At 43.6% G+C, this 12,790-nt stretch carries 13 protein-coding genes; 6 read left to right on the forward strand and 7 right to left on the reverse strand.

Annotated features, from left to right (window positions below; all coding sequences use genetic code 11):
• Positions 1 to 33 precede the first annotated feature (33 nt).
• A complete protein-coding gene (locus K5R16_RS07845) occupies positions 34 to 648 on the forward strand; it encodes a LysE family translocator (protein ID WP_220736990.1) in 615 nt (204 codons plus the stop codon).
• A gap of 79 nt (positions 649 to 727) precedes the next feature.
• Here K5R16_RS07845 and K5R16_RS07850 read toward each other — a convergent pair whose 3' ends face one another.
• The 3 genes from K5R16_RS07850 to K5R16_RS07860 all read right to left on the reverse strand — a co-directional run bounded on the left by K5R16_RS07850 (position 728) and on the right by K5R16_RS07860 (position 2,253).
• Positions 728 to 1,048 carry a DUF3144 domain-containing protein gene (locus K5R16_RS07850; RefSeq protein ID WP_220736991.1) on the reverse strand — a complete coding sequence of 107 codons (321 nt, stop codon included), beginning with the start codon at positions 1,046 to 1,048 and terminating at the stop codon, positions 728 to 730.
• 75 nt (positions 1,049 to 1,123) lie between these two features.
• Entirely contained in the window at positions 1,124 to 1,657 is a 534-nt protein-coding gene (locus K5R16_RS07855) for a type II secretion system protein (protein WP_220736992.1), read from the reverse strand.
• 50 nt (positions 1,658 to 1,707) lie between these two features.
• A complete protein-coding gene (locus K5R16_RS07860; RefSeq protein ID WP_220736993.1) occupies positions 1,708 to 2,253 on the reverse strand; it encodes a type II secretion system protein in 546 nt (181 codons plus the stop codon).
• 147 nt (positions 2,254 to 2,400) lie between these two features.
• Here K5R16_RS07860 and ung point away from each other — a divergent pair, with 147 nt between their 5' ends.
• Entirely contained in the window at positions 2,401 to 3,066 is a 666-nt protein-coding gene (gene ung, locus K5R16_RS07865; protein WP_220737098.1) for a uracil-DNA glycosylase, read from the forward strand.
• Between the two features lie 26 nt (positions 3,067 to 3,092).
• Here ung and K5R16_RS07870 read toward each other — a convergent pair whose 3' ends face one another.
• The 4 genes from K5R16_RS07870 to K5R16_RS07885 all read right to left on the reverse strand — a co-directional run bounded on the left by K5R16_RS07870 (position 3,093) and on the right by K5R16_RS07885 (position 7,365).
• The gene (locus K5R16_RS07870; RefSeq protein WP_259649798.1) at positions 3,093 to 3,710 is read right to left on the reverse strand and encodes a 5-formyltetrahydrofolate cyclo-ligase; all 618 of its coding nucleotides are present in this window, start codon (positions 3,708 to 3,710) and stop codon (positions 3,093 to 3,095) included.
• 204 nt (positions 3,711 to 3,914) lie between these two features.
• Positions 3,915 to 4,778, reverse strand: coding sequence for a PA4780 family RIO1-like protein kinase (locus K5R16_RS07875; protein ID WP_220736995.1), 864 nt, complete (start codon positions 4,776 to 4,778; stop codon positions 3,915 to 3,917).
• 67 nt (positions 4,779 to 4,845) lie between these two features.
• Positions 4,846 to 6,321, reverse strand: coding sequence for a S41 family peptidase (locus tag K5R16_RS07880; RefSeq protein WP_220736996.1), 1,476 nt, complete (start codon positions 6,319 to 6,321; stop codon positions 4,846 to 4,848).
• 99 nt (positions 6,322 to 6,420) lie between these two features.
• Positions 6,421 to 7,365 carry a phospholipase A gene (locus K5R16_RS07885; RefSeq protein WP_220736998.1) on the reverse strand — a complete coding sequence of 315 codons (945 nt, stop codon included), beginning with the start codon at positions 7,363 to 7,365 and terminating at the stop codon, positions 6,421 to 6,423.
• Positions 7,366 to 7,784: 419 nt separating this feature from the next.
• Here K5R16_RS07885 and cobA point away from each other — a divergent pair, with 419 nt between their 5' ends.
• Genes cobA through K5R16_RS07905 form a run of 4 tightly spaced genes read left to right on the forward strand, consistent with a single transcriptional unit; the run spans position 7,785 to position 12,760 of the window.
• Positions 7,785 to 8,600, forward strand: a complete 816-nt coding sequence (gene cobA, locus K5R16_RS07890) for a uroporphyrinogen-III C-methyltransferase (RefSeq protein WP_220736999.1) — start codon at positions 7,785 to 7,787, stop codon at positions 8,598 to 8,600.
• Between the two features lie 41 nt (positions 8,601 to 8,641).
• Positions 8,642 to 9,550, forward strand: a complete 909-nt coding sequence (gene cysD / locus K5R16_RS07895) for a sulfate adenylyltransferase subunit CysD (protein WP_220737000.1) — start codon at positions 8,642 to 8,644, stop codon at positions 9,548 to 9,550.
• A gap of 43 nt (positions 9,551 to 9,593) precedes the next feature.
• Entirely contained in the window at positions 9,594 to 11,033 is a 1,440-nt protein-coding gene (gene cysN / locus K5R16_RS07900) for a sulfate adenylyltransferase subunit CysN (protein ID WP_220737001.1), read from the forward strand.
• Between the two features lie 2 nt (positions 11,034 to 11,035).
• Positions 11,036 to 12,760 carry an SLC13 family permease gene (locus K5R16_RS07905; RefSeq protein ID WP_220737002.1) on the forward strand — a complete coding sequence of 575 codons (1,725 nt, stop codon included), beginning with the start codon at positions 11,036 to 11,038 and terminating at the stop codon, positions 12,758 to 12,760.
• Positions 12,761 to 12,790 lie beyond the last annotated feature (30 nt).

Here is a 12,790-nt window from a genome sequence, read left to right on the forward strand (position 1 = left end):
AAATTTAAAACGGGCTTTAAAGGGAAATCATAAATGAGTTTTAGTGTATGGCTAGGATTGCTCGCTATCTGTTGTTTAGGCGCGATGTCTCCAGGGCCTAGTTTAGCTATGGTGGTAAGGCATACTTTAGGTGGTGGTCGAGGCAAAGGTATTATCTGTGCATGGGCTCATTCCATCGGTATCGGCGTTTATGCCTTGGTGACTTTACTCGGGCTAGCAGTGGTACTTAAGCAGGCTCCGATGGTATTTAATGGTATCGCGATTATAGGGGCATTGTATTTAGCTTACATGGGCGTACAAGCTTTGCGCTCTAAAGGTGGTATGTCGGACAAATTGGCAGCGGGTAAGTCAACGGATGCATTTACTGCTGCTCGTGATGGCTTGGCTATCTCACTGTTTAACCCAAAAATTATGCTGTTCTTCTTGGCGCTTTTTAGTCAGTTTGTCATGGTCGCAGATAACATGACTGCTAAAGGGTTGATTGTGCTGACTCCTCTACTGGTGGATGGCCTTTGGTATACTCTTATTGCACTGGTTTTATCACACTCAGCAGTGTTACCTAAGCTGCGAGAGAAAGCGGCATTGATTGATAAGCTGTCTGGGGTTGTACTGATTTTATTAGCGCTAAGAGTACTGGTTACCCTATAGGATGGAGCTTTAGGTACTATTTACGTAATAAAAAAGCCATCAGCAATGATGGCTTTTTTGTGCAGCTTTTAGGTATTCATTAAGAATTGAATACTTGCACAGAGTCATCTTTAGCAGGCTCTTCAGCTTTTGGCTGTGATGGATTCTTAATATGGTCTTCAAGATTGTCTTTCAACATCTCTTTATACTCGTTACTAAACCATTCAAGAGCATTATCTTTTTCTGCTGCAAGATCAGCTGATTTTAGTGATGCTTCAAACGCATTAAAACGAGCTGCTGCAAAACGCATTCCTGTGCCGACTTTACCGACATCTTGCTCTTTTGCTGAAAGTTCGTTGGCCAATGCGATGAATTGATCGGCTATTTCAAAAATTGTGGTTTCTTTTTTAGCTTCTGACATTCTGCTTATGCTCTTAATGATTGAGATTTAGATGACTGATTCTATCTTAAATTAGCAGCTAATAAACCATTGATATCAACTATTGGGATCTGAATCGGTAATAACGCTACCGTCTCTAGAGTCGTAATAGATAGACATAGTCTGTTCTGGGAGAAAGTAAAAGAAGCACTGGTCTGGGCTTTGATAAGCGGCGCGATAAACTGCATCGGGCGTATTTACCGAGTTAGAGACAATGGGAGCATCTTCTAGTACCGTGCGCCAAACAGACATGCAGTCATTGGTATTATTTAGCCGCGGGCTGCTCTCAAAGGGGGGATAACTTTGCGCAGGAAAGCCCCATTGGTTGATATCTAATTGACCAGATGCACCACCGCTAAATACTTGCAAATTGTCAGCTGGACCTGAATTTCCTGCCGCAGCCCATTTTACATTGGCTAAGGTTATTCCTCCTTTAAAGGCACCACCGGTCGCTTGATGGGTGGCTATCTCTGCATCTTGTCTTAGGTTAATAAACTTAGGGAAAGCGATAACGGCAAGAATACCTAAGATGATAATAACAACAACCAGTTCAATTAACGTGAACCCCTGTTGGACTGATTTATTGGTCATGAATAGATCCATTATTCAGTTTGTCTGAATTGAGTTTAGCTTAACTTAATCTAACTGTTTGGATCTGAGTCTACTGTAACGGAGCCTAAATTAGAATTGTATTGAATTGATAAGTTGGTATTTTCTCTATAGTTAAATGTACAAGTCGCAGTTGCACTATAGATTGCTTTATAGTCTGTCTCATCGGCATTGTTATTAGATACACTCGGCTCATCACCTTGAAAGATAACTTGCCAGACCGAAATACAGTCGTCAACATTGTCAAGCTTGGGCGATGCTTCATTGCCATGAATATAGTGCTGTGCAGGCCAGCCATTAGCATTAAAGTCAACTTCACCTGATTGTGCAGTGCCAAATACCGGTAGGTCTTCCACTGGTCCATTACCAACTTTTACAGCCCATACCGCTCTTGACAGATCAAGCCCTGACTTAAATGCCCCTGCAGTACCTTTAACTGTCGATACTTGTGCATCTTCAGACAAATTAATGAACTTAGGTAAAGCAATAACTGCGAGGATCCCTAGGATAATGATGACAACAACAAGCTCTATTAATGTAAATCCAGACTGTGACTTTGAAGATGAAGGGTTCAACATTTGAGAGGCCGTCCTAGGCAAAAAATGAGCGCATATTTTATCACCTTAGTGACTTAATACCAATGACTAAACATCAAACAATCTAATGGATTGCATGGGTTAAGCCGAACTTTTACTATAGAGGAAAATACTTATATGAGCAGAGCTATGGCTACGGAATCAAGTTGGGAACAATTCATCCAGCAGCAGAAACAGCAGGACTACTTTATTGAGCTTGAGGCATTTGTTAGCGCAGAGCGAGCAGAAAAAGTTATCTATCCAGATGAGTCCTTGGTGCTCTCAGCATTTGAACACACCCCGCTGGAAAAGGTTCGGGTGGTGCTGATTGGCCAAGATCCTTACCATGGTCCAAATCAAGCCCATGGTTTGTGCTTTTCGGTGCAAAAAGGGATTAAAACTCCGCCATCATTGGTTAATATGTATAAAGAGTTGCTGACTGATATAGAAGGTTTTAAGACGCCTGACCATGGTAACTTGCAAGCCTGGGCAGAGCAGGGGGTGCTGATGCTTAATACGGTGTTAACCGTAGAGCAAGGTAAAGCACATTCTCACGCTAAATCAGGTTGGGAAACATTTACCAGCAATGTACTGCTGCATCTCAATGAACAGCCACAACCGATTATATTTGTGCTTTGGGGGGCTCATGCGAAGAAGAAAGGCAAGGTCATTACTGCTAAGCAGCACAAAATTGTCTGCGGACCTCATCCATCACCACTGTCTGCTTATCGCGGTTTTTTTGGTTGCAAACACTTCTCTCAAATCAATACGCTAATTGCACAACAAGGCGGCCAACCAATTGATTGGCAGGTATAGAATACTGTAACCCTCACAAGTTTGGACTAACCAAATGAGTAGTTTTTTGATGGTGTGATAATGAAAGGTAACGGAATATCCCATAGCTGACTGGCAAGTTTACTGACTTGTTGGCAGTCATGGGCATAACCAATAGGCAATGGTTTGCTCGTCGCTTGCCAGTTGGCTAGGGTTCTGTCGTAGTAACCGCCCCCCATCCCCATTCTATTGCCGAATCTATCAAATGCTACCAGCGGGGTTATCACCACGTCTAATTGATGCGGCAGGATCATTTGAGTGATGTTGAGTTTGGGCTCCCAAATACCTAAATTGTTTTTCTCTAGAGCGCTCTTTGGCTCATATTGAAGAAAGATCAGGTTGCCAGCACTAAAGGGGTGTAGCCTAGGCAAGTAAACTTGAATTCCCAGTTGCCATAGCATTTCAATCAAAGGCGCTGTGTCGAGCTCACCGTCATTAGTAAGGTAGAGCGCAACTTTAGCTGCTTTTAGTTGTTTGAGTTTATCTAGCGCACTTTTTGCCGCTAAAATGGAGGATTGTTTTTGTTGCGCTAAACTCAACTTACGACGAGCTGTGCGCACAGTCTTACGTATGGTCTTAGGGCTATTTGAATCTATTGTTTGGTTGGTATCTGCTACTAATGACATTAGGATCATACTGAGTTTAGTCGATAAGCTTGAGTCTACGGGCTGATTGAGGTTATCGCAATCGCTAACCGCTCATCTTGATAGGCGAGAATTTTCCACGATAGCTTAGATATTGCAGACTTAATACCAGCCAATAAAAAGCCCAACAGTGTATTTGTTGGGCTGTAGATGATTCAATTGAATGAAAGCGTTTACTGACGAATATTAATATTCATCCTCTTCAGCGGCATCTTTAATGCGCTCTTTACGCTCTTGCTCCTCTTCAAATGCAGCTTGGATCTCTTCCAATACTGCATTAATGTCAGCGGTATGCTCGCTCTCAATAAACTCACCAGTTAACTCGCTTTCAGGTGACAGTTCACCAGATTCGAACTTTAACCACATCTCTTGTGCATATTTGGTTTTCAATAATGATGGTGCAAACTGACCATAGTATTGGGTCATATTGTTCACGTCTCGAAGTAACATACGCTTGGCGTTATTATTGGCTGCAGCATCTACTGCTTGAGGTAGATCGATAATTACCGGGCCTTTGTCATCCAGAAGTACATTGAACTCAGAGAGATCGCCATGAATAAGGCCAGCACAGAGCATACGTTGTACATCTTTCATCACTTGATAGTGATGTGCGGTCGCCATCTCGGCAGTAAGGCTAATATCATTCAGTCTTGGCGCCACGTAGCCTGCGTCGTCAGTGACCAGCTCCATCAACAATACGCCATCAAAGCAGCCATATGGTGTCGGTACTCGCACACCGGCATAAGCTAGGCGAAACAGCGCATCAACCTCGGCATTTTGCCAAGCCTGTTCTTGCTCTTGGCGGCCATAATTTGAGCCTTTTTCCATTGCTCGAGCGCGGCGACTGTTGCGGCCTTTACGGCCTTCGCGGTATTCGACGGCTTTTTTAAAGCTACGTTTGTCAGCTTCTTTGTAGATTTTAGCGCAGCGGACATCATCGCCACACCTTACGATGTAGACATCAGCTTCTTTGCCACTCATTAACGGACGAACAACTTCGTCTATTAATCCTTCATCAACCAATGGTTGGAGTCGTTTAGGGGTTTTCATAGTGCTCTTATACCTTACTTAAGCAAGCTATGGAACAAAAGTGGCTAATTCATCATAAAAGATGGGCCTATGGCAGTCTTTTAGCGCTTGTTCGTTTGTTGCCAGCAGTTAAACGTTTTGAGGCTTTGGGCTCTTCGGCAATCATATCAGTAGTATTTAGATAGTTAAGGGCATATCCACTCAGTTTTATGTGAGGAGAGAGCCCAACACCTGAAATCAATCTACCTTGGGGGCTATAAGTCAGTGCTGCACTGTACTTTATGCTAATACCGCTATGCTTCAGCTTCACCGAATAACGCGGGCTTAAGCTGCCTCGGGTTTGCTCTCCTACGACCTTTACATTTGGCCAGTTTGCCGCTCTTAGTGCCAGCCATTCACACTCTTGCTGACAGCTTGAATCGACGAGTAAGTGTAGCTGTCTTTTTTCACTCGCCGCGTTGGAATATTCCTCTGTTCCGCGTACAAGCCAATGGCTAAAAGCTTGTGTACCATCAAACTGGCTATTAAAACCTACAGTTTCTAATTGAGTTTGTTCAAAAAAAGATAACTCATTTAACGGAAAAAAAGCTTGTTTTGAGAAGGTGGCAGAAGTTGAGCTTGGAAAACGTTTGTATTTTATCAAGCCAATGGTGCTGTTATAAGGAGTGTAGCTAGGAGCAACGTTATCGTTAATCCATTGGTTAAGTCGGTTATCTATTGAAGTTAACTGTCGAATATCCAGCTTAATGGGGTTGCTAGTGTTAGCTTCAAGTTGCTTAAAAAAGTGACTCTTAAACTTGTTATCTGCTGGGTATTGTAAAGTCTCTCGCGCCAAAGACGCTTGCTTATGTACAAGTGTCGCGCTGTAGCTTACATCAATCTTGCTATCGCTTGAGTTGTCTAATCGCATCGTACGTTGAATGCTATCGCCAGCTGAATTTGTAAAAGTGAATTGAGCCGAATCCGACAGGGGAAGGCCTATTTGTTGTCTTAGTTGGTTAATGCGAGATATCCAGCGGCTTTGCTCTATTGCGGAAAGCTTCAAAGAGTCAGGGATATACTGTTGAGCAGCGGTTACCCACCTATTCATTGGCAGGCCATCAATATGGGTGAGATATGGATAGTCTTCATCAAACTGCTCTTCCTTCGACATAAATGCAAGCCAGTGTTTGCCATCATGGTGTAACACGCCTTGGAAGCTTGTTAGCGCTTTGGATCGAGGCGTACTATTGGGCTGCGAGACGCTAACAGCAGGATCGTTTAATGTCGACAGCCAAGCTTGTAAACGAATCTGGAATATTGAGCTGTTAGTGTGCGGGAGATTGGCGAGTAGCAAACGTTGTGCAGTCAAATTAAACTTGTGTTTTTTGTCAGGATCTAATGCCGCAAAAGCTGATTTTTGATTGATATCTCTGAGTAACTGTTGAATGTCTTGTTTTTGCTGCTCTGAAGTTAGCTGATAAGAGGCGCTGTGTGGGAAAAAAGAGATCCTAATTAGCTGCACGGCACTTATGAGCATCATAGTTGCAAAGATAAAAAAGATACTTTTAACGCTCAATGCCATATCTAATCCCTGATATGGGCAGGCTTAATTAATCATATAGCCTGCCATTTCTAACAATTCGGGTCACTGCATTTATGCCCACACTTCCCAGCAACCTAGCTAAAGAATGTCGTTAATCGAGATCCCTATACCTATGCGTTGGTTATGAGAATTATAGTCGATTAAACTTTCACCGTAGCCATTAAAGTATTGGGTGTATAAGCGTAAGTTGCCCATGATGGGATAACTCCAAGTAAATTCAACCGCGCCATAGTTAGGTTTTTGTACATAGTTACGTACCATCAAAGTAAATCTATGCTCATCCAGCCCATAAACGCCTCTGAATTCAATATTGCCCATATAGTCTGTGATATCAGGATTATCATCCCCTTGAGGCGATGTCGGTGTCTCCTTTTCATCTTCGGGGATGCGCCACCATGCTTTTGCTTCGAGTGCAAATGGCCCTGAATCGAATACCATCATGCCGTAAATACGATTCCAGCTTCTTGATAAAGAGCCTGCTTGGCCATTTGATTGATGCACAGCGCCTACTCCCCAAAAAGAGTTCTTTAAAGGGCCGAGCTGCCAGTCGTTAGTGAAAAGCATAAACACTTCAGGTTCATGATTTGTTTCTCTAAACGGCGAAGAGATATCTTTGTTATAAACCTGCCAATAAGATTGGTTGGTATAAGCGGCAAATAGGTGACCGTTGTCGCCAAAAACATTGTGCCACAGTGGAAACTTAAAACTTATTTGAAATTTAGCTTCTAAATTATCAAGGGTAAAAGGATGCTCTTTTGCCTCTTGAGCAAAGGGTTCCATATTCGGTGAACTGTTGTAAGTCACAGGAAGAATGTAGTTCACCTTATGCGGTGTTATCACATAAGGGCGGTCACCGGTTTCTGTTTCTTGGGTAATACGGTTATCTACCAGTGACTTCTCACGCTTGACTTCGATATCTTCAGTGCTGCTATTTGCTTGCTCTGTGCTTTTAACGGGTTCGGCAACTGATGTAAATGTGCAGCTTAATCCAATAGACAAAAATAGTGCGCCTAGCTTGTTCATAACATTCCCTGAAATTGGTCAAAATGGTGCTTTTCTAGTTTGCGGATAAGTTTACCTAGCCAGCGAGGTTATTAACAGAGATATAGCAATCTGGTAACCCTTTCCATGATGTGGCGAACAATTCATGCTAATGAGTCGATGCGTTGTGATGTAAAGCTAATATTGGCCAAGCTAACTAGATCCAAATGCAATAACTTAGTGCCGAATAGCAGTTCGTTGAATGGCCTGTTTAGCATGAAAAATACAATCTCCGACTATAAGTAATTGATTTAAAAGTTTTTAGTGACTTTTGAGTGCTGATTTTATGATACATGCTATCGTGCTAATAACTAAAAGTTATAAATGATTTGAATTTTCTATTTATTATGGAATAAGAGGGCGGCTATATTCAGGCTATCAAATTAGAGTGAGGGTGCGTGATGGAGATTGTAACTTTACCGGGTCAAGCCGCAGGTGGAAAAGTGTGGCTAGTAGGTGCAGGCCCTGGTGACGTCGATCTGCTAACCGTTAAAGCTTATCGAGTACTGCAAAGCGCCGACGTTGTGCTTTATGATGCTTTAGTGAGTGCAGACATTATGGCGCTCATTCCCAACAATGCAGAAAAGATAGCAGTTGGTAAGCGTGCAGGTAAGCATAGTGCAGCGCAAAGCGAGATCAATCAACTGTTGGTGACCAAAGCCTACACCCGTAAAAATGTAGTACGCCTTAAAGGCGGTGACCCATTCATTTTTGGCCGTGGTGGAGAAGAGCTACAAACAATTGTTGAAGCCGGTCTCTCATTTGAAGTGATCCCAGGGATCACTGCCGCAAGCGGTACTGCAGCGTATGCAGGGATCCCATTGACGCATCGTGATTTCGCGCAAGGGGTGAGTTTTATCACTGGCCATTGCCAACTAGAAAGCCGCCCTATGGACTGGCAGGGCTACGCTAACCCCAACAATACCTTAGTAGTATACATGGGGATCTTAAACGCCAACATTATAAAAGCTGGCTTGCTGGGCGCTGGACGTTCTGCAGACACTCCTGTTGCTATCGTGTCGAAAGCAACAACTCAAGAGCAGCGCACCTTTGTTGGTACACTCGATAATATTGAACAATTAGCATCCGATCCAGAACTTGTCATGCCAGCTCTAATGGTCATTGGTGAGGTGGTCGAGTTGGCTGATAGCTTGAACTGGTTTAAGCCTCAAGGCTTGCCAAGCTGTGAAATGAATTTAAACAAACAAGTTAAATAGATGTGCTTAGCACAATAGAATCAAGAAGACGGAGAATTAGCATGGCCGCCAAAGAGTTAAGCCATTTGCAACAACTAGAAGCTGAGAGTATTCAAATTATCCGCGAAGTTGCGGCAGAGTTTGATAACCCAGTGATGATGTATTCCATCGGTAAAGACTCTTCAGTGATGTTGCATCTTGCACGCAAAGCTTTCTACCCAGGAAAGATCCCATTTCCTTTGCTGCATGTTGACACTGATTGGAAGTTCAAAGAGATGATCGCCTTTCGTGACGCACAGGCGAAAGAGTTTGGCTTTGAATTGCTAGTACATAAAAATCCTGACGGTATTGAAATGGGCGTAGGTCCGTTTACCCATGGCAGTGCAAAACATACCGACATCATGAAAACTCAGGGGCTTAAGCAAGCACTGAATAAATATGGCTTTGATGCAGCCTTTGGTGGCGCACGCCGTGATGAAGAAAAGTCTCGTGCTAAAGAGCGAGTGTATTCATTCCGCGACAAGCACCATACCTGGGATCCTAAAAATCAGCGCCCAGAGCTATGGCGTACCTATAACGGTGCAGTTAACAAAGGCGAAAGCATACGTGTATTCCCACTGTCTAACTGGACAGAGCTTGATATTTGGCAATATATCTACCAAGAGAGCATTGAGCTGGTACCGCTGTATTTTGCGCAAAAACGTCCGGTTGTTGAGCGTGATGGCATGATGATCATGGTCGATGATGATAGGTTGCCTTTAGAAGAGGGTGAAACGGCTAAAGATGAATTAGTGCGTTTTAGAACACTAGGTTGCTACCCATTGACTGGCGCAATGCATTCAGAAGCGGATACGTTAGAAAAGATTATCGAAGAGATGTTGTTAACTCGCTCAAGTGAGCGTCAGGGACGACTTATCGATTCAGATCAAAGTGCCTCGATGGAACTCAAAAAACGTCAAGGTTACTTCTAAGCGCGGCAAGTTACAGCCTTATTAGATTTTAAAGGAATTACTCATGAATCAAGCAGTCAATAACAACACCCGCTTAGCCGCTGAGCTTGAAGATTTAGGTGTGAAAGAATATTTATCTCAGCAGCAACATAAAGGTTTGCTGCGCTTTTTAACTTGCGGTAGCGTCGATGATGGTAAAAGCACCTTAATAGGACGTTTACTGCATGACAGTGCCCAAATTTATGAAGACCAATTAGCCAGTCTAAAAAGTGACAGTGCTAAAGTAGGCACTACCGGCGAAGAGATTGATCTGGCATTACTTGTTGATGGTCTGCAGGCTGAACGCGAGCAAGGGATCACCATCGACGTTGCCTATCGTTACTTTTCAAGTGACAAACGCAAGTTCATTATCGCTGACACTCCAGGCCACGAGCAGTACACTCGCAATATGGCAACAGGTGCATCTACCTGTGATTTAGCGGTTATTTTGGTTGATGCCCGTTATGGCGTACAAACTCAAACACGTCGTCATGCCTTTATTGCTTCGCAGTTAGGTTTACGTCATTTTGTGGTTGCAATTAACAAGATGGACTTGCTTGGTTTCGACGAGAAAGTTTTTAATGACATTAAAGCTGAATTTGCTGAATTTGCGGCGCAGCTAGGTGATATCGATATTCGTTATGTGCCGTTATCAGCATTAAAAGGCGATAACGTCGTAGAGCGTAGTACACAGACGCCTTGGTACACCGACGGTACTTTGCTTGATCTATTGGAGACTATCGATACTCGTCGTGAACTCAATAGCTTGCCAGTGCGTTTTCCTGTGCAATATGTATTGCGTCCCGATCTCGATTTTAGAGGCTTCTCTGGCACACTGTCTTCAGGGGTTATTAAAGTCGGTGATGAGCTGGTGGCATTACCATCAGGTAAGCGCAGCAAGGTTGAGCGCATCGTGACATTTGATGGTGATCTTCAAGAGGCTATCGCAGGACAAGCGGTAACCTTAACACTTGAAGATGAAATCGATATTTCTCGTGGCGATCTATTATCACAAGTTGAAGATGCACCCACGCTGGCTAATCAGGTGAGCGCTGATATCGCTTGGATGGACGAAAAGCCGCTACAAGTAGGCCAGTTATATGATCTAAAAGTGGCGGGTAAAAAGTTGCAAGCAAGTGTCGCGAATATCGAGTATTTAGTTGATATCAATACGCTAGATCGTAAAGATAGCGACGTTATTGGCTTAAATGATATGGCGCGAGTGACACTTGAGTTAAATGAAGCGATTGCCATCGACCCATACACTTTGATCCGAGATACCGGTGGCATGATCTTAATCGATCGGTTGTCGAATGCGACAGTCGCAGCGGTAATGGCTGTGACAACTTCAAAAGCAAAGCCCGCAAGCAGTCAGTTTACTGATTTTGAGCTTGAGCTTAATGCACTGATCCGTAAGCAGTACCCGCATTGGCAAGCACTTGATATTAGTAAGTTAGAGGGCTAGCCGTGTCAGAGCTGTGGGTGTTATCGAGCATACTGTTTGTCCTTGTTGCAGCCTTAATGGCTGGAATATGGACACCCGCAGCCCTATTTTTTACCGCCGCATTAACCACTTACCTTCTTGGAATGGTGGAGTTGGAAACAGCATTGGCAAGTTTCACCAATGCAGGCTTAGTGACGTTAGTGCTGATTATTCTGTCGACGACTGCGCTAGAGAAAACGTCATTGCTAGGCAAGCTCAGCCAAGTGGTAGGTCAGGGTTCATTAGCATCAACCATGGCAAAGCTCGGCTTTTCAACCGCTATTTTGTCTTCGTTTACCAATAATACTGCAGTGGTGTCATCCTTAATTGGTGTGGTGAGGCGTAATCAGTCACACGCACCGGCTAAGTTATTACTGCCACTGTCTTATGCGGCCATCCTCGGCGGCACCTTAACGTTGATTGGCACTTCTACCAATCTTATTGTTAACTCCTTTGTTGAAAACGCAGGTTTGGAACCCCTAGGCTTTTTTGAGTTTTCACTGATTGGTGTTGTGATCGTCACGCTTGGCGTTGGTTTACTGGTATTGCTTGCCAATGTGCTGCCCGATAGACGTGAAGAAAGTGCAGAAGAAAACTTACCTTATCTGCTTGAAGCGCGTGTGGCTAAACAGTCGCAGTTGATTGGTAAGAGTGTACTGGATAACCGCTTACGTGCATTGAAAAAGCTTTACTTAGTTGAACTTGAGCGTAGTGGTATACGTATTTGCCCTGTTCCTCCGCATCTAGTGCTGCAAAGTGAAGACATATTACGCTTTGGTGGTGCAGTTGAATCGGTCGAATTATTGCATCAGTTTGATGGACTTGAATGGTTTGGTAAGCAGCAAGCTAAAGGGCAGAACCTCATTGAAGCAGTGCTTTCTCCAACATCAAAACTGGTTGGAGCCTCGTTAAAGGCATCCAAATTTAGAGAGCGCTTTGATGGTGCTGTACTGGCTATTCGTCGTGGGCACCACCCGTTAAAAGGTGGCCTTGGTGATATTGAGCTGCAAGCGGGTGATGTTTTATTGATTACTCCCGGCGATAGTTTTAGCCATAACGCCAAGTTAGCCTCTGACTTTGTCGCGGTAAGTGGTTTAGATTTGAGTGTTCGGTTAGATAATAAACGCAGTCGTTGGGTGCTCGGCGGCTTTGTGTTAACCATTTTTGCCAGTCTTATAGGCGCTATACCCTTGATTAAAGGCTTACTGCTACTGCTGATTAGTTATGTCGCTATCGGTGCCGTGAGCTTAACAGAGTTAAAGCGACGCTTTCCTATTGAGCTGGTTGTTATTGTAGGCAGTGCACTTAGTTTAGCTAATCTGATGTTATCGACGGGGCTGGCAAATGATATCGCTAGCTTTATCTTAACATCACTCAATGGGTTTGGTGTTTTTGCCGCTTTTGTCTGTGTGTATTTTTTAACGTTACTGCTAACAGAGCTTATTACTAATAATGCGGCAGCAGCACTCGCTTTCCCAGTGGCTTACGCCATCGCCTTGAATTATGGCGTCGATACTCGGCCATTTATTTTAGCGGTTGTATTTGGCGCGAGTGCGAGTTTTATTTCGCCTTACGGTTATCAAACTAACCTAATGGTTTATAGCGCGGGGAATTATCGTTTTAGCGATTTTTTAAGAGTGGGAATACCGTTATCGGTATTGTACTCGTCGATAGTCATTATTTTAGTGCCAATGCTGTTCCCGTTTTAGATTTTACTCAATCTTAAGCGTGTTACCTGA

This window comes from Shewanella sp. c952 (assembly GCF_019654975.1).
Taxonomy (GTDB): domain Bacteria; phylum Pseudomonadota; class Gammaproteobacteria; order Enterobacterales; family Shewanellaceae; genus Shewanella.